This window comes from Streptomyces sp. NPDC032822 (assembly GCF_055578825.1).
Genome location: NZ_JBVIOL010000001.1, coordinates 295,229 through 311,147 on the forward strand (window position 1 = coordinate 295,229; position 15,919 = coordinate 311,147).

A 15,919-nucleotide genomic window follows, 5' to 3' on the forward strand; every position below is an offset into this window, starting at 1 on the left:
CGTGGCCATGCAGCCGGCCACGAAGTTCAGAAGCGGGTGCCGACAGCGATGGTCTCGTTGCCGGACAGGCGAAGGATCGCGCGCTGGATGATGAGGAGACGCCGCTCGTCCAGGTCCTCGACTGCGGCGAGGGTGATGTGCCCGATGCCCAGGATCGACAGCACCAGGCCGAGGAACGCGCGCTGCTGCGCGTCCAGGCCGAGTGCGTAGAGCCGGCCCATCAGGCGTTCCCACCGGGCGGTCGTTACTCCGCGCACCTCTACGACGAGGAGCGCGCACACGGAGGGAAGGTCGAGGATCGTCTCCTCGTCGGCCAGGGCCTGCGCGGCGATACGGTCCCGGTCTCTCCGCGAGGACTCGACGAGCAGCTGGCCGAGCTCCGCTGTGTCCATGGTGGTCGTCATGCAGGTGCCTCCGCAGGGGAGCGGTACCCGCCGGGGCCTAGGGCGGCGGCGAGTACGGCGGGGTCGGTGAGATGGCCTGAGCCGTCCGGGCGCCACAGCCAGTGCAACTGCTCGATCTCCCGGCCTACGGGTGGACACCGCAGGATCCAGCCGGCAGGGCTGACCGCGACCCTTCGGATGTCCGCGAGTTCCTCGGCCGCGTTGAGGGGGACAAGCCACCAGGCTGCGCCGCCGTACGGGTCGATCAGCACGGGACCGCGCTGCTCCTCGCGGATGCGGGAGGCTGCCGGCAGGCCGTGAGCAACGGTTGTCTTGGCAACGAGCCAGCGAGCGCCGGAGGTTATCGAGGCGAGCGTGCCGGCATGCCACGCCCGCCAGACGAGGGCCGGGTGCGTGGAGCAGTCGGCGAGCCACACGTCTCCGGTCTCGTGCTGCTGGGCGAGGCGCGTCGATAAGGGCATGCTTGTGACCGTACGGATGCGCATCGGAGCAATGGGTGTGGATTTCTCGAAATTTCTAACGCGCCATCCGGCCGTTCTCGGTGTTGCTCACAGCAGCTTCTGAAGCGACGCTCGCGCACGGCCGATCAGCCGGTGAGCCTCGTGATCGGTGACGGCCGCTTGGAGGAGCTCGTCCCACACCTGCCGGTATAGAGCGAGTTCGGCCGGGTCGGTGAGCCGCAGTTCGGCACCGATCGTTTCCGCCATGACCAGCCGGTCATCGAAGATCCAGAACCCGTGCGTGGGTACGACGGTCAGTTCAGCACCGAGCGGAACGATGCCGAGCTGCACGGTGGACATGCCGAAGACGCCCGCCAGCCTGTCGAGCTGACCAGCCATCACGTCACGTGGGCATACCAGCATGTGAAGCGCCGACTCCCAGAGCAGGAAGTGGAAGGTGCGGCCGGGGGTGTACAGCGCCAGCTGCCGCTGCATGCGGGCGTTCACACCAGCCTCGATGTCCTGGGTCGTTCGATGCAGTGCGGTGGTGCGCAGGAACATGTGGCGGGCGTACTCGGGGGTCTGCAAGAGGCCTGGGACCACCGCCGACTCGAAGTTCCTGACCTCCGTGGACACGCTCTCTGTCGCGTGCCAGGCTTCTTGGCGGGCACGTACGCCTGCGGCCAACTGCCGGCGCCACACCGCGTAGTGCGTCTCCAGGGTCCGCAGCCTGCCGGTCAACTCGTCGAGGCTCTCGGGCGATCCCACACTGTCGGCCCACGCCCGAATGTCGTCGAGTGTCGGAGTCTGCTTACCCGTCTCGATCTTGCTGACCTTCGATGCCGGCCACCCGAGTGTCGCGGCAAAGGCCTTCCCGCTCAGCCCAGCATCGGCGCGCAGCTCACGGAGCCGCGCGCCGAGTGCGAGCCTGGCGGTCTGGTAGTCGCTCACTGCGGAGGAGCGTTCTCCTTCTGGTAGGCCTCGAAGGTGATCGCATGGTGCCATGCTGCGCCCTGCCACTGCACGTGGCGAAGGATGTCGGCTGGAGCGTCGGAGAGCAGGACACCGAGGAAGCGATCGTGTTCGCCGAACTGGAGGCGGGCCAGGATCCGGCTGTCGAACAGCCAGTAGTCGTACGCAGGCAGGTCCAGGGCTGAGGCCTGGGCTCGGGCGAGGTAGCGGATGTCTTCCCCGGCGGCGAGGTTGTACGGGGTACCCCAGAGCTCGAACCGCAGGTAGTCGGAGGGCGGCTCGTCGATGACGCGGACGCGGTGCACCCGCTTACCCTTGCCGGTCTCCTCGCGCATGAGGTTCAGCCACGGCTCGAACCAGCCGACGCCGGGATCATCGCCGTTGAGGAAGCGGCGATAGGGCTCGTCCTCTTCGGGAATCCCATACGAGGTGCGCACTTCCAGCCGGAAGGCGGTGTGCTCGACGTCGCGGAAGAGCTGGAGGAACGTCTCGCCGCTGACCAGCTCAGGCACCCGGCACCTTCTCCGCGTGCAGGGCGAACAGAACCGCCGGCACTACGACCGCGTCCTCACCCGGCTTGAGCTGAAGTAGTTGAGCCCGCTGGTCGGGGTCGGTGAGCGCGAGGCCCTGGACCACAATGTCCCCGGTTTCGGTGTCGCGGTAGAAGCTTGGGCAGCCACCGCCCTGTGAGGTGTTGCTGCTGCCGAGGAACTTGAGCGCCATGGTCTCAACCCTTCGTGTCGGTTGGACTGCTCAGTGTGCGCAGAATGGCAGGAGAAAGGGCTAGGTTTGCTCGAAATTTCTCAATCTCTCCATGGCTCGGCCGAGTTGCTCGCAACGCACGAAAGCGGCCCCGCCCTCCGAGGAGAGCGGGGCCGCGGTCACGGTCGCCAGGGTGTGAGGTCGAGTTCGTGTGGTGCCTCGGGTGGCGGGCCGGCCGGGGTGTCCGGGCCCACCCGTTTCGCCCATCCCCAGATGTCGAGGTAGGCGCGGGTCAGCAGCTTGCGCTGCGTGCGTTCCTCCTTCAGTTCCCGGTCGAGGCGCTCTGTGATCGCCATGAAATCCGAGCGGCGGTTCGTCGACCTGGACTGCCCCCACGACAGCAGGCCCACCACCAGGCCGACCGCACCACCGACCATCGCCCCCACATCCATTAGCCCCGCCCCTTTCTCAGGTACGGCGGCGGCGGGTCGTCCATGCCGGACACCAGCACCACGCCGATCGTGAACGCCCCCCACCCGCAGGCCGATCCAACGGCCGGCGGGAACGGGCCCGACGCAGCGACGGTGAACACCCCCGCCCACAATCCGGCCGGGACGGCGAGCGCCACATAGCCGACGGCCTGGATCCGCGGGCAGTTGACGATCAGTCCCGCCAGGGCGGCCACGACACCGCACGCCACCCACATCCAGCCGAGCACGTCGAGGGGCACATGCCGGGTCAGGTCGACCAGGCCCCGGGCCGTCCCGTACCGCGGGTTGTCGATGATGCCGAGCCCGCCGTACCCGGCCCAGCCGAGACCGACGGTGACGAGGAAGGCGCGGCGGCGCGAGAACGCCGGCCGCGCCACCGCGCCCCACATCAGACGCCCTTGGCGAGGCTCGCGCTGTTCTTCGTGCCGAACGCTCTGGCGAGCATCCCCTTGAGCAGGGACCCGGAGGCGGCGATGCCGGCCGCGCCCATGGTCTGCCAGAAGCTGGCGTGGAACATGTCGGCGGGGCCGGCCGCGATGCCGACGCCGGAGGCGGCGACGACGAATGTGGCCACGGTCCGCTCGGCGAGGTCTCGGCCGTAGGCGGCGGCGGTCTTCACGACGGTCTCGGCGTCGCCGGGCAGGGTGTATTCGGGCATGGTGATTCCCTTCGGGGTCAGGCGACGACGGTGAATCCGTATCGGTCGCCGAGTTTCTTGAGCGACGTCATCCCGGGGATGCCGTCGGCGGCGGTGCCGCTGTAGCCGAGGTGGCGCTGCCACTTCGCGTAGGCCTGCACGGTGACCGTGCCGTAGTGCCCATCCGAGTACGCCTTGGCCAGGTAGCCGCCGTCGACGAGAGCGGTCTCGACGGTGCGCACGCCCGCGTAAGTGACCGGGCTACCGGCCGCCTTCGGGTTGGACTTCGCCGCAGCGACCAGCCTCGACAGGTCGACGACCGGCCGCGTGGGCTTCGGCAGCGAGGGGGTCGGGGTGGCGGGCTCGTCCACGTCGAAGCGGCTGCGGATCCGTTCCCGCATCGCCGCCATGGTGAAGCCGCGCGGGTCGACCTTGCCGGGCTGCCACTCCAGGTGGCCGATGACGGATCGTTCCGTCCAGCCGTGGTGGCGGCAGATCGCGGCGGCCGTCTTCTCGATCGCGTCGAGCTGGGCTTCGGGCCAGGGGTCGTCGCCGTCGCCGAGGTTCTCGCACTCGAAGCCGTAGAAGTGACGGTTGCCGTCGGTGTTCGCCTCGTCGTCGCCTGGCACGGCCTTGTCGGAGATGACCGCGCGCAGCACGTCGTCGTCGCCCAGGCCGGCATGGTTCGCCCGGCCGTAGCCGACGAGGTGGACGGTGCCGTCCTTGGCGATGACGCCATGGCAGAGCGGCCCGGGCAGACCGGAGTATCCATCGCGGCAGATCTTCACTGTGGCGGCGGTTCCCCGGGTCACGGTGTGATGGATCAGCACGCCGTGGACCGGACCCCAGGGGCCCTTGCCGTTTCGGTTGTGGTCTTCCCAGTCGCCGACCTCGACGACGACCAGGCCCTCGGCGCGCAGCAGCTGCGCGAACACGGACGCGGTAGGCGGTGTGGCCATGCGGTCTCCAGACATGAGAAAGGCCCCGGCCATCTGGCGCGGGGCTGTGGAGTGAGGCGGGTTCAGGGCGAGGGCGGGAACGGATCCCCTGTCACGGGGCCGTTGTAAGACCGGGAGACGCTGCCCGGGGTACCGGGGTACGCGTTCTCCACGGTGTTCCGGAAGGCCAGGAACGCGGCGGCCAGGGCGTCGTCCAGGAGCTCGCGCATGTCCCCGTGCGTGCCAGCGTCCGGCAGCGCTGTCTCGTACTCCATGCCGATCTCGATGTGCGGGACGCCGGGGTGGCTGACGTCGCCGTTGTAGTACGAGATGCGGTAGGCAACAGAGGCTGCGCCAGTGGGGGCAGTCATTGATCCCTCCAAATCAGAAAAGCCCCGGCCATCGGCGCGGGGCTGCGGGGTGGGGAGCGGTCAGGAGGCGGCTTCGTAGCGGCCGTAGATGTAGAGGATGTCGCCGGCGGCCCAGGTGAAGGGGGCGACCGAGTCCCAGATCGCGGCGGAGGATGCCTGCTGGTCGACGAGGCTGCGGATGCTCCCGCCGTTGGCGGTGGTGTACACCGCGGCGGCGCCGTAGTGGAGGGAGGAACTCGCATCCAGCGCGTCGCCTTTGACGGTGCGGTAGGAGAACCCCGCGGCCGGAGGCGCTGGCAGGGTGAACACCCAGTTCTCCCCGCCGGCGCCGCCGCCCGGTGCGGTCGTCGACCCCCACGTGAGCTGGATGACCCAGTCCACAGTGCGCCCGACCTTGAGGTAGCGGCCGCCAAGGACGCCGTTGCCGAGGGTGGGGGCGGCCCCGCCCTCGGCGAGCCAGCTGGGGGTGTAGCTGGTCCACGCGCCGAAGACCGAGTTGAGCTGGTCGCGGATCTCCTGGTTCATGATGGCGGCCGAGACCACCTCGCCCACCACCCAGGTCCTCGGAGCGAACGTCACGGCGCCTCACCCCCGGCAGCGGCCGGTGTCCGGAGGGCGGTCGCGGCGGGGTTGTTCGGGTCCTGGGGATGCCACCAGTTCCGCAGGGCGGGCTTGAGCGGCAGCAGCTCCGTCTCGACGGCGGCGACGTCGGCGGGAAAGACCAGCACCGACCAGCCCCATCCGCATTCGGTGCACGCGTAGCGCGGGTCGGCAGGTGAGACGACGGCCGCCGAGCCGCACGAGGTGCAGTCGGCGAGCCACCGGTTCTGGTTGATGCGCGCGTACCAGGTCTCGCCCGTCGACTCCTCGTCCACGGGCGGGGTGGCACGGCGGTTCAGGCGGATCTCGATCCACTTCCACACGAGCAGTGCGGCGGGGACGTCGGCCCACAGGTCGGCGGGCTGGGCGGGCGGCGGCTTGTAGAACGTCTCGGCGCGGACGACGGCGATCGGCATGGGAGGGCTCCTAGTAGGCGAGGCGGGTGGTGGAGTCCAGGACCGAATAGGTCGGGTCGTCCAGCACCCACACGCTGTCGTTGTTGGTGGTGCTGGTGTGGAACTGGATGAGGTGCGACTTCTCTTTGATCGTCTCGGTGTAGCCCTCGACGGTGACGCGGGCCGAGGACCACGGCGCCTGGACGGGCAGGCCGGTCACGGAGAAGTAGGAGCCGATGTCGGCGTCGAGGATGTCCAGGTAGGAGTCCATCGTGTACGCCTCGATGGGCACCTCGCGCAGCTCCGGTGCCGGGTCGGCGTAGCGGGACACCCGCCAGTACGCGGCATCCAGCACGCTGTTGTCGGAGGTCTTGAGGATGGAGATCGCGCCCGGGTCGTAGACCCCGAACGCCAGGATGCTCGCGGGCGCGGTCACCTTCTGGGTCGCACCGCCCGGCCTCGACGCCTCGATGGTGTTGACGAGTTTCTGGTCGTCGTCGGCCAGCTCGAGAGCGTTCGTCTCCAGGTCGGCGTAGGCGATCGTGAAAACCTCGGACCCCGGGTCAGGGTTGTAGCGGATGTCGCGGGACTGGAAAGCGAGCCCGTACCAGTCGCGCTCGGCGAACAGCCGGGCCGACTCCGTCGATTCGACCTCCCGCATGCGGGCGACGACCCCGGAGCCGCCCGGGCCCTGGGAGGCGATCGGGTCGAAGGTGCTCCCCCAGACGGTGACGGACGTGAACTGCGCGTACCAGGCCAGGCGCTGGATCCGGGCGTCTGCGTCCTCGCCCGCGTATCCGGTCATGCCCGCGTCGTAGTGGGTGAACGCGACCGGTCCAATGGACAGCGACTGTGTGGCGTACACGACGGCGTGGCCGATGCTGCCGTTCCACAGGCGGGTGCCCCGGTAGCCGCCCACGTGCAGGACTCGCTCGTAGAAGCGGCGCGGCACGGCCAGGCTGGAGTCGGCCAGTGCCCCGTCGATCCAGATCTTTCCTTCGCGCTGGTCGTAGAGGACGTGGTGCCAGGTGCCGTCGGCCAGGGTGGTCGGCCCGGCGACGGCCTCGGTGGTGAGGGCGCTGCCGTCGGAGGTCCATTCGATCTGGAGTCCGCCGCCGGCCGCGATGGACAGCACGTGCTGGTTGACGAGGTCGGCGGAGTGGACGCCCATGATGCAGCGGCCCGTGGTCGTGGTCTTGAACCAGGCCTCGAAGCACAGGTACAGGGCGAAGGAGTCCTCGAACTGGGGGCCGAGGTCGGCGGACAGCCACTTGCCGGCGGTCGCCGAGGACGGTGTGAAGACCGGTGCCTGCTCGCCGGTTTCCGGCGGCCCCTCCTCGGAGGCCATGGTGAGGGTGCCGCCCACCCCGGACTGGGTGATGGCCAGGGAGGGGGCACCGCTGCCGCCGATGTCCCCGGCCGTGACCGAGTCGGCCGGCTCGGTGAGCGGGTAGTAGACCAGCGGGCCCAGGCCGCGGATCTCCTCGGCCAGCATCGAGCGCAGCGCGGGCAGCCGGTTGAGGCGCTTGAACAGATCGGTCGCCGTGACGGGCACGGAACTGCCGAGGCCCCGGAAGCCGACCGGGAATTCGTTGACCGTGCCCCAGAAACGCGGCCTGACCTCGGCGCCGAGGAGGTCCCACTCGATGGTGTCGGTGGTGCCGCCGGTGCGGGTTCCGGTGAACTCCACCTCGGCTATCTGCGAGGTCACCCAGGCCGGGGTGGCCAGCGAGCGGCGCACGGTCCAGCCGAAGCCGTCCCCCGACGTCTCCCAGTAGACGGTGCCGCCCGACTCGCGGACCCGTAGCCAGGCGTGGCTGATCGGGCTGTACGTCAGCACGGTGTGGCCGGCGTCGCCGAACCCGACGTGGTTGTCGGCGAACAGTTGCCCGGTGGCCGGGTTGTAGGTCCAGCCGATCCGCGTTCCGCCGGTGGTGGACTTCACCCACATGCTGGCTGCGCCGGTCGACGAGCCGTTGGCGGCCGGCACCTTGTGCAGCTTGGCCGTGACTTTCGACCCGGTCAGCGTCCACTCCCGGAAGGAGAGGAACCCGGCGAACAGGCCGGGTGCGCACGGGATGCGGGCCTTCCCGTCGACAAGGCCGGCGCCGCCGTAGACGTTCGTCCACCGGGTGCCGTCCACGCGGGAGGCGTCGAAGTCGTCGCCGAGGCGGGCGAGCGGATAGGGCGCTGCCCCGGACTTCACCGGGATGACGGCCTTCGCGATGCGGATAGGGGCGTTGCGCCGCACATACGGGTAGTACGGCGAGGTCGCGTTGCCCGGTGTGAGTGCGCCGTCGAGATTGTCCACGCGCAGCGAGGCAGTCCCGGGCTGCGTCTCCGACAGTTCGTCGGAGGCGCCCCGGGTGATGGTCACGCCCTGGACCATGTCGACGCGGGAGGAGATGTCCGCCCACGTGATGGTGGTGGGCGCCTGGACCAGGCCGCCCCACCCCACCTCCACCAGCAGCGGCATGTCAGCCCACCCCCAGGTTCACGTTGACGCCGTAGTCCCGCTTGAGGCGCAGCAGCATCCGCTGCATCTCCTGGGCCAGGGCGATGGGATCCGTACCGAAGCCGGCCTCGACCTTGAGGTGCACGGTGGTGGTGCCGCCGCCCGCGATGGCGGCGGCCCGCCCGGTCACGGGCAGGAGAGTCGCCTTGCCTGCCATCCGGCCGGCCACGGTCTTCATGGCCCGGTCGATGTGGGGCAGGCCCTTCAGCGCGCCGAGCGCGACACCCTTCGTCGTGTTCTCGCCGTCGGGGATCATCTTGGTCGCCGGGCTCTTGATCCCCAGGGCCTCGCGCAGCGCCGTCTGCATGGCCTTGGCGATCTTCAGCATGGTCGCCTTCAGCTGCTTCTCCTGGGAGAGGAGCCCGGTGAGGAAACCCTTGCTTGCGTTCTTGCCGGAGTCGTACAGCGCGTCGGCGCCGGTCTTCCCCAACTTCGTTGTCGAGTCGTTGACCTGCTCTTGCAGCTTGTTGATCTGCGAGAACGTGGCTTTGTCCGCGCCGGCCAGTGCGGAGGCGTAGGCGTAGCCGGCCTCCGGGCCCATGCTCAGGATCTGCTTGAGTTGGGACTTGTGCAGGCCTCGCTTGGCGAGGACGCCGATGTACTTCGTGAACTGCTTGATCTGAGCGAGCTTCTTGGCCAGGCCGCCCTTGATGCCGCCGGCCGTGACCTCTTCCGGCTCCATACCCAGGTTGTCGAGCCGCGCCCCGCTCTTGGCTGTCGACGCGGTGTCCTTGGCGAACTGCTTGGCCTCGGCGATCCGGGCCGCGACGGCGTCCCGCTTCGCCGCCAGGTCGAGCAGCTTCTTCGTCTGCTTGTTGACCATGGCGACAAGGGCGTTGTCCTTCTTGCCGGTGAACGCCTTCCAGATGTCGGCGGCCAGATCCTTGGCTGTGGCTTTGATCTTGTCGCGGCTGCCGGTCAGGCCGAGGATCATGCCCTTGCCGACGTCGGCCATCAGGGCCTTCGTCTTCTTCGACGGGCTGGAGATCTCCAGCTCTTCGCGGATGCCGAGCGTGACCGCGGACGCCATCGCCCGCGCCGCCGCCCCGACCGTCGAGGTCGCCCCGGCCATGCCGGAGGCCAGGCCCGCGCCGGCGAGCGTGCCGGCTTCCTGGCTGGGATTGATCATCGACATGGACTTCTGGTGGTCGAAGATCTTCTCTGTGCCGTCGAAGCTCATGAGCTCGGGGCCGTGTTCGCCGACCCAGGCGACCTCGCCGGGCCGGGGCGTACCGCCGCCCGCGTAGCCGTTGAGCTTGGCGTTCTGGCGGCCGGCCGTGCCCTCGACACCGAGGGTGTGCTGCACGGTCGTGATCGTGACCGTCTTCGAGCGGACCCTGTCGATGGCCCGCTTGATCGCCGCCGCCACCGACGAGGACCTGTCGATGGCGCGGATCGCGACTGCGGCTTTCTGGCGCAGCCCGTCCAGCTTCGCCTGAGCGGCCGTGATCTTCCGGTCGAGGTCGGTCTTCTCCGCGCCGACCGCGGTCTTCCGTCTCTGCCTGAGCGAGTCGACCTTGCGCTGCGCCGCCTCGACCTTCGCCTGCAGGTCCTCGACGTCCCCCTTGAGCAGGGTGGTCTTGTCGGGGATCTTCAGGATCTGGTCGGCGAGGGCGCCGGCCTCCCTCGTCGTCAGACCCATCGCCTGGGCGCTCGCCACGAGCTGCGACCGGCCGCGCTCGTAGATCCCGTTGACCGCGGTCCACGACGACCCCGACTCCCGTGCGCTGGCCGCGGCCTCGTCGGTCTTCGTCGCCAGGTCCTGCAGAGCGGACGCCGCCGTCCGGGACTTCTCACTGTTGAGATTTAGCTGCCCGTGCGACATGGACAGCGCGCCGGCGTTCTCGGTCGCGGCCTTGGCAGCCGCGTCGATCGCCGCCTCGAAACCGATCATCCCGCCGAGGCCCTGCCGGGAGGCCTCGTTGAGCGCCATGATGCTCTGGCGCAGTCCGTCCGCCGACTGCTTCTGCGCGTCGAGTTTGGTCTGCGCGGACTGGGCCTGCTGCCCGAACAGGCCCATCGACGCCGCGGTCAGTTCAGCTTCGAACTTCGCGTCGGCCAGCGCGCCCTCGTAGTCGCCGAGTTCCGCGCGGAGTTCGCTGCTGCTCATGCCCTGCTTGCGCATGGCGGCCGAGACCCGCTCGTAGGCTGCTGCGGCGAGGTCTCCCTTCCCGCCCTGCACGAGGCCGGCCAGCGCCTTGTCGACCGCGTCCAGGTCCTCTTTGGCCTGGGCTACCGGGGTGGAGTCCATCCCGATCAGCGAGGTCAGGAACTGCTGTGTCGCGTCCAGGTTCGAGGGGCGGGACAGGGTGCGCAGCGAGTCGGCCAGCCCGCCGAGGTCGGTGCCGAACGCGCGCGCGGCCTCGCCCGTCACCTTGCCGGTGCGGCCCAGGTTGCCGAGCGATGTCGTCAGCCGGTCGACATCCGGCGGCGTCTTCTTCCCCGCGCTCGACAACTGCGCGAGGAGGATGACCAGCAGGCCGATACCGCTGCCCACCAGGGCCAGCTTCGCCCCGCGCGACATGGCGCCCATCGCCGCGGTGACCGCGCCGAGACGGCCGGGTGCGCCGCCGGCCGCCGCCTGCATGGCGAGCATCTGCACGGCGAAGGCAGCCACGGCGGCACGGCCGGCGGCGAGCCCGAGGGCCGCTGCCTTCGTCAGCTTCATGGCCAGCGCGAGCTGCAGGAAGATCGCGATGGCTTCGGGCGGCACCGCCGACACCAGATCCGAGACGACCTCGACGGCATCGAGGAGGCCGACGCCCACCTCACTGCCCGCGTCCAGGACGTGGATGAGCGTGGTGGCGACATTGCTGAGGATGCTCGCCACCGTGGGGCCCTGGGCGCGCGCCCAGGCCATGAACTCGCGCGCGTTCCCGCCTACTTCGTCGTCGCCCGACGTGCGCAGCAGGTGCACGAGTTCGTTATTCATGCCGCGCAGGGTCCGCTGCGTGAACGAGGTGAACTCGCTGTTCAGACGGTCGAGGCCGGGCGAGGCCATCTCGCCGCCGACTATCGTGAGGAACCGGTCCGTCTCGCTGCTCGCTGCCTTGGCCAGGCCGGTCGTCTTCGGCAGCAGGGCGTTGGTGAGCTGGACGCCCTTGGTGAAGGGCGCCATCGTGTCGCCCGCCAGGGACTCCGACCACGCCTTGTACTCGTCCTTCAGGACGCCCACGGCGGCCGCGGCCTCGCGGGTCTCCGGCGGCAGTTCGGCCATGATCCGCGCGTACTCGTTCTGCGCCTGGACGGCCTCCTGCGAGGTGCGGCCGGACTTCCCTACGGCGTCCTCGTACTTCTTCTGGGCGTCCGTCGCCTCGCCGAGCTGGGCGATCTGCGGTGCGATGGCGGCACCCATCGCCGCCACCGCCACGGCGACGGTGCCCGCCCCCGCCGCGATGGGCGCCAGGGACGCGGCGGCCGGGATCGCCGCCGGCGCCAGCATCATGGCCACGGACTTCAGCTCGTCCACGGCCTTGCGGCCGGTCACCGCCGTGGTGCGCCACATACGGCTGGCCGCGTCACTGAGCTGAGCTGACGAGGCGTTGACCGCGACGTAGCGGCCGTTGAGGTCACGCAGGCGGCCGTCCGCGTCCCGGGTGAATCCGGCCATGCTCCGGGTCATGCTGCGGGCGTGGTCGTCGATCCGGCGCTGCAGACGCTGGCTCGCGTCGCCGGCCCCGTCCATGATCCGAGAGAGCTGGTCGCGGCCGGTGAGGATGAAGTTCAGCGACGGCATTCACTCACCGCCTTCCGCCCGCTGGGCCGCCTGGTACTGGTCGATCCAGACGACGAGGTTGTAGAAGTCGCGGACGCTCAGGTCGTCGACGGCTCCGGGAGGGATGTGGAGGAGGTGGGCGAAGAGTCCGAGGTAGAGGTCCCGGGCGCGGCAGATGTCGGGCTCGGGCTCGGGGAGCTGCCCTGCTCCTGCTCCTGCGTCTGGTCCGTCGCCGCCGGCGGGGCCTCTGCGGCCGGCGTCTCTTTTGGGTCCGGGGCCCGCGCGGCCAGCAGTTCCCTGGCCCGCTCCGGGTCAAGCGCCACCGCATCGAGCCGGGCACTGAGGAGGCTCTCGATCGTCTCCCATTCCAGCTCCGGGTCGGCCTTGGCCAGCAGCACGTCGAGGAAGCGGGCGACTTCCTCGTTGTCCATGCGGGTGGTCATCTCGGCGACGCCGGGGTCGAAGTCCCCCCACCGCAGCGAGGGGTTCGACCGCTTCTTGATCACCCACACGATGCCGCGCATCGCGTCCAGGTCATCGGTCTCCAGCCCGCCGAGGATCTCCTGCCACTTCTGGTCGATGGATTTCTGCACGATCGCCGCTTCGGAGACCTTCAGGCTGGTGGCGTCGTAGTGCTCGGGCTCGCCGCCCTTGGGGGTGTACACGATGATCAAGGGGAGTGCTCCTACTCAAGGTGGCGGCGCACGTCGTCGATGACGCGCTCCATCTCGCGGGTGATGCGGGGCTGGTGGGCGCGCACGATCTTGTCCCACCACAGAGGGGTGGTGGTCTGCTGCGCCCACCGGCTCCGGTTGCCGAACACCGGGTGGCGCAGGCGGCCTTCGTTGAGGCGGTTGACCATGCCCGCTGTGATGTCGGCAGGCAGACGGGATCTGTCCAGCCAGACCCGGGCGCCGGGGGTGCCGGTGGTGCGCACGCTGATGCGGATCGCCGCGGCGATCGTGGCCCGCAGAGGCCTGGTCGTCGGCGAGGGTCCGCCGCGCTTGCCGGCCCTGCGCCCCTGCGAGCGGATGTCGAGGTGGCGGACCGTGTTCTGCAGGTCGTCGCGCAGCGGCTCGGCCGCGCGCCGGGCGCGGCGCTGCATGGACTGGCGGATGTTCTCGTGACCGGCCCGGCGCAGCCGCGCCTGCAGTTCGAGCAGCTGGCCGGTGCCGATCACGCGGATGTCCTGCACCATGAGGTCACCTCACAGAGCGATGTCCGTGCTCATGTATTCGATCTTGGGCTGGTTCGTGCCGTCGTACAGGCCGGTGTAGGTGAAGGTCGGCTTCACGACGCCGTAGCCGTCGACGACCGGGGGGCCTTCGTCGAGCTTGATCGCGGGCAGGATGATCCGGAACGTCTCGTAGTGCGTCACCGCGATCAGCGGCCCGATGAACTCCCACACCAGCGAGGTCGTTCCGTCGCTGGTGTGCAGGTCGTCCAGGGTGGTGGCGACGTAGTCTGACTCCAGTGACCCGGTGATCTTGACGAGGTCGCTCTCGATCGGCTCGGCCTTCAGCGCCGACCGGTTGGCGTAGAAGCGCTCGGTGTCCTGGGGCCGCTCGATCTTGCAGGACACCTTGCGGATCCCGTCCAGCGCCGTCTCCGCGCCGAAGCTGCCGGTCTTGAGCCCCATCTGCCCGAAGTGGAAGGGGCTCATGTTGCTGTAGGAGGCGGCGGCCAGAGTCTGCGCCTCATCGCAGTCCTTGCCGTCGATCTCGAAACTGCCGGTGAGCATCTCGCCCACACCGCACGAGAATTCACCCGAGGTGATCTTGCAGCCGACGAAGCTCTTGTCGGTGACCGCGCCGCTGGTGAGGGGCACACCCTTCTGGATCGTCAGGCTCTTGCCCGCCACCGACGCCAGGGTGTGGCTCTGCAGATAGGCGGCCGTCGCCGCCTGCTGCACCGGCGTGACCGATGTCCCCATGAGGCACTGCAACAGCAGGCCCATGCCCTTGTTGGCGACCTCCATCTCCAGTGACCCGGCGGCCTCCCTCCGGGTCACCACACGCCGAGAGGCGAGCGCGAGCAGACGGTTCGCCGCGATGCCCTGCGACGTCGCCGTGGTCTTCTTGACAGCCAGGCTCTCCTTGGTGAACTCGATGAATTTGGCCGGCGCCACGAAGGTGCCGTAGACACTCTCGGACGCGATCCCGATTTGGGCGCCGAGCCCGGATCCGATCGCCATGGATCAGTCCTCCTTCTGCAGCGCCTTGGCCGCCGCGCTCTTCTTGGCCGGCGCCGACGGCACCGGATCTTCCTTGGGCTCCTCGACGGCCTCCCATGTGGAGGTCTGGCACACGTAGCCCTCGAACCTGGCGTCCGGCACCTCGACGACCTCGTCGAGCTCCACCAGGCGGCCGCCGAGCTCGGGCACCATCACCGGCTCCGGGCCGATCAAGCGGACACGCGACATTGATTCCTCCTCAGATCCGGGCCTGGCAGGACACCGAGAAATCGAGGGCAGCCCGGACGCCCTGTTCGGTGAAGTACTGGCGCAAGTTGCCCCTGGTCAGATGCGCCCACAGCACAGCCCCGTTGAGGGTCGGCGCCTCCGGCGCGGCATCCGATGCACGGAGCGCGTTCTCGATCTCGCCGACCAGCTCGAAGACGCGGGCACGGAGGACGTCGAACGTGCCGCCGCCGTTCCACACGTCGATCACGCCGTTGATCGCGAACGTCTCGTCGCGGGTACGGGCGCCGGCGGCGTTGAAGTCCTGGACCATCTCGACGGCCTGGCCGCCCTCCTCGGACGACCAGCCCACAGCCAGCAGGTCCGAGCGGGACACGTCGACGGTAGGCGGTCCGTCGAGGACCAGGACGCCGGTCTGCAGGGCTGGCCGGGTGCGCAGGATCTCCAGCAGCTGGGTGATCGCGGCGGGTACTGCGGAGGTCGCCATCACGCCATCCCCGGTGGTAGTTGGTCCGGGCTGAGCAGCTGCAGCGCCCGGTTCGGAATCGCGTAGCCCAGGCCCGGGATGGGCTCGGTGACGTCGAAGTCGCCGGTCCCCAGTTGCGGCCGGCCACTGCCGTACCGGGTGCGGTACAAGTGCTGAAGGATCAGCTCCGTGGCACCGCTGATGTTCTCCTCGACGATGCGACGCCCCGCCCGGTAGGTGACGCGCAGCGGCCCACAGAACCGGCCGCCGTCCTTGCGGCGGACGATGCCGTCGTAGCCGTCGAGATCCAGCGTGCTGACGTCGTACGACGTCCCGCCGTCCAGCACCGGCACCACGCTGGTCAACTGCAGCGCGGGCATCTTGCGCAGCGCGAGCGCCTGCGCCTGGCCCACGTTGTGGGTCTCGGTGACGGTGCGCTCGGCGACCGGGCCGACGAACCACTCCACCGCCGCGGTGGTCGCGCCGATCCACCGGCGGACGCTCTCGTCCTCGGACGTGGTGTGGGTCAGCTTCAGCTGCTCCTTCGCGTCGGCCAGCGAGATGATCCACGTCGGGATCGCCTCGCGTACGTCGAACACGTCCACGTACGCCGTCGCGTTGAGACCGGTTCCCAGCCAGCGCACGGCGTGACGGCCCGCCTGAGTCGTCGCGTACGTGTACCGGTACTGCCCGGCCGACACCGGCACCACCGGATCGAAGACGCTGACCGACCCGTCCGGCAGCGTGACGGTCAGCGCCATGGATCCGGCATTGGCCGGCTGCCCGTCGTCGGCCGTGACTGTCATGGCCAGGCGCGCGGGTGCTCCCAGGTCGAAGGGCATCTCAGCCTCCCC

At 69.4% G+C, this 15,919-nt stretch carries 20 protein-coding genes; all 20 read right to left on the reverse strand.

Features of this window, described 5'->3' with window-relative positions:
* Positions 1-26 precede the first annotated feature (26 nt).
* The 20 genes from ACZ5VD_RS01470 to ACZ5VD_RS01565 all read right to left on the reverse strand — a co-directional run bounded on the left by ACZ5VD_RS01470 (position 27) and on the right by ACZ5VD_RS01565 (position 15,907).
* Positions 27-404, reverse strand: a complete 378-nt coding sequence (locus ACZ5VD_RS01470; protein WP_468680049.1) for a hypothetical protein — start codon at positions 402-404, stop codon at positions 27-29.
* Positions 401-865 (reverse strand): hypothetical protein, encoded by a 465-nt coding sequence (locus ACZ5VD_RS01475; RefSeq protein WP_468680051.1) that lies wholly within the window; start codon positions 863-865, stop codon positions 401-403. The genes ACZ5VD_RS01470 and ACZ5VD_RS01475 overlap by 4 nt, the downstream gene beginning before the upstream one ends.
* A gap of 87 nt (positions 866-952) precedes the next feature.
* Entirely contained in the window at positions 953-1,795 is an 843-nt protein-coding gene (locus tag ACZ5VD_RS01480; protein ID WP_468680053.1) for a helix-turn-helix domain-containing protein, read from the reverse strand.
* Entirely contained in the window at positions 1,792-2,328 is a 537-nt protein-coding gene (locus ACZ5VD_RS01485) for a DUF6879 family protein (RefSeq protein ID WP_468680055.1), read from the reverse strand. The genes ACZ5VD_RS01480 and ACZ5VD_RS01485 overlap by 4 nt, the downstream gene beginning before the upstream one ends.
* Complete coding sequence (locus tag ACZ5VD_RS01490; RefSeq protein WP_468680057.1) at positions 2,321-2,539, reverse strand: hypothetical protein; 219 nt, start codon at positions 2,537-2,539, stop codon at positions 2,321-2,323. The genes ACZ5VD_RS01485 and ACZ5VD_RS01490 overlap by 8 nt, the downstream gene beginning before the upstream one ends.
* A gap of 158 nt (positions 2,540-2,697) precedes the next feature.
* Positions 2,698-2,970: a hypothetical protein gene (locus tag ACZ5VD_RS01495; protein ID WP_468680058.1), complete on the reverse strand. Its 273-nt coding sequence runs from the start codon at positions 2,968-2,970 to the stop codon at positions 2,698-2,700.
* The gene (locus tag ACZ5VD_RS01500; protein ID WP_468680060.1) at positions 2,970-3,398 is read right to left on the reverse strand and encodes a hypothetical protein; all 429 of its coding nucleotides are present in this window, start codon (positions 3,396-3,398) and stop codon (positions 2,970-2,972) included. The genes ACZ5VD_RS01495 and ACZ5VD_RS01500 overlap by 1 nt, the downstream gene beginning before the upstream one ends.
* Positions 3,398-3,667: a hypothetical protein gene (locus ACZ5VD_RS01505; RefSeq protein ID WP_468680062.1), complete on the reverse strand. Its 270-nt coding sequence runs from the start codon at positions 3,665-3,667 to the stop codon at positions 3,398-3,400. The genes ACZ5VD_RS01500 and ACZ5VD_RS01505 overlap by 1 nt, the downstream gene beginning before the upstream one ends.
* Before the next feature lie 17 nt (positions 3,668-3,684).
* A complete protein-coding gene (locus ACZ5VD_RS01510; protein ID WP_468680064.1) occupies positions 3,685-4,605 on the reverse strand; it encodes an N-acetylmuramoyl-L-alanine amidase in 921 nt (306 codons plus the stop codon).
* A gap of 62 nt (positions 4,606-4,667) precedes the next feature.
* The gene (locus tag ACZ5VD_RS01515) at positions 4,668-4,955 is read right to left on the reverse strand and encodes a hypothetical protein (RefSeq protein WP_468680065.1); all 288 of its coding nucleotides are present in this window, start codon (positions 4,953-4,955) and stop codon (positions 4,668-4,670) included.
* 60 nt (positions 4,956-5,015) lie between these two features.
* On the reverse strand, positions 5,016-5,534 hold the full coding sequence (locus tag ACZ5VD_RS01520; RefSeq protein WP_468680067.1) for a hypothetical protein: 519 nt from the start codon (positions 5,532-5,534) through the stop codon (positions 5,016-5,018).
* Positions 5,531-5,971, reverse strand: a complete 441-nt coding sequence (locus tag ACZ5VD_RS01525; protein WP_468680069.1) for a hypothetical protein — start codon at positions 5,969-5,971, stop codon at positions 5,531-5,533. The genes ACZ5VD_RS01520 and ACZ5VD_RS01525 overlap by 4 nt, the downstream gene beginning before the upstream one ends.
* 10 nt (positions 5,972-5,981) lie before the next feature.
* Positions 5,982-8,426: a LamG-like jellyroll fold domain-containing protein gene (locus tag ACZ5VD_RS01530; RefSeq protein WP_468680071.1), complete on the reverse strand. Its 2,445-nt coding sequence runs from the start codon at positions 8,424-8,426 to the stop codon at positions 5,982-5,984.
* Position 8,427: 1 nt separating this feature from the next.
* Entirely contained in the window at positions 8,428-12,201 is a 3,774-nt protein-coding gene (locus ACZ5VD_RS01535; RefSeq protein WP_468680074.1) for a hypothetical protein, read from the reverse strand.
* 77 nt (positions 12,202-12,278) lie between these two features.
* Positions 12,279-12,854, reverse strand: coding sequence for a hypothetical protein (locus ACZ5VD_RS01540; protein ID WP_468680076.1), 576 nt, complete (start codon positions 12,852-12,854; stop codon positions 12,279-12,281).
* 11 nt (positions 12,855-12,865) lie between these two features.
* Positions 12,866-13,378, reverse strand: coding sequence for a hypothetical protein (locus tag ACZ5VD_RS01545; RefSeq protein ID WP_468680078.1), 513 nt, complete (start codon positions 13,376-13,378; stop codon positions 12,866-12,868).
* A 9-nt stretch (positions 13,379-13,387) separates the two neighbouring features.
* The gene (locus ACZ5VD_RS01550) at positions 13,388-14,374 is read right to left on the reverse strand and encodes a phage tail tube protein (protein WP_468680079.1); all 987 of its coding nucleotides are present in this window, start codon (positions 14,372-14,374) and stop codon (positions 13,388-13,390) included.
* Between the two features lie 3 nt (positions 14,375-14,377).
* Positions 14,378-14,602 carry a hypothetical protein gene (locus tag ACZ5VD_RS01555; protein ID WP_468680080.1) on the reverse strand — a complete coding sequence of 75 codons (225 nt, stop codon included), beginning with the start codon at positions 14,600-14,602 and terminating at the stop codon, positions 14,378-14,380.
* 10 nt (positions 14,603-14,612) lie between these two features.
* On the reverse strand, positions 14,613-15,086 hold the full coding sequence (locus ACZ5VD_RS01560) for a hypothetical protein (RefSeq protein ID WP_468680082.1): 474 nt from the start codon (positions 15,084-15,086) through the stop codon (positions 14,613-14,615).
* Entirely contained in the window at positions 15,086-15,907 is an 822-nt protein-coding gene (locus tag ACZ5VD_RS01565) for a hypothetical protein (protein ID WP_468680083.1), read from the reverse strand. The genes ACZ5VD_RS01560 and ACZ5VD_RS01565 overlap by 1 nt, the downstream gene beginning before the upstream one ends.
* Positions 15,908-15,919: the final 12 nt, after the last annotated feature.